Origin of the sequence: Nonomuraea diastatica (assembly GCF_004349015.1) — a bacterium.
GTDB classification, from domain to species: Bacteria; Actinomycetota; Actinomycetes; order Streptosporangiales; family Streptosporangiaceae; genus Nonomuraea; species Nonomuraea diastatica.
Genome location: NZ_SMKP01000485.1, coordinates 1 through 326 on the forward strand (window position 1 = coordinate 1; position 326 = coordinate 326).

The following is a 326-nucleotide window of genomic DNA, read 5'->3' on the forward strand; positions in this document are numbered from 1 at the left end:
AAGCTTAACTTCCGGGTTCGGAATGTAACCGGGTGTTTCCTTCCCGCCATAACCGCCGTAACCCCATGAAACCAACAAACACAACCGCTTGCTGTCTCAGAATTGCCTAGTGGACGCGAGCAAAACCTCTAACCTCATTCGACACGGCGCAGCTCCGAACCCAACGAAGAGCAACAGAGCGCCGCACACACCGAACAAAATGCTTTGTGGTCAAGTCCTCGGCCTATTAGTACCGGTCAGCTCCACACGTTACCATGCTTCCACACCCGGCCTATCAACCCGGTCGTCTACCGGGAGCCTTACCCCTTCACAGGGCGGGAGACCTC

Annotated in this window: 2 rRNA genes; both read right to left on the reverse strand. The window is 55.8% G+C overall.

The window, feature by feature from the left end:
* A 5S ribosomal RNA gene (gene rrf, locus E1294_RS52275) occupies positions 1-60 on the reverse strand; the annotation flags it as partial.
* 146 nt (positions 61-206) lie between these two features.
* Positions 207-326 (reverse strand): 23S ribosomal RNA (locus E1294_RS52280); the annotation flags it as partial.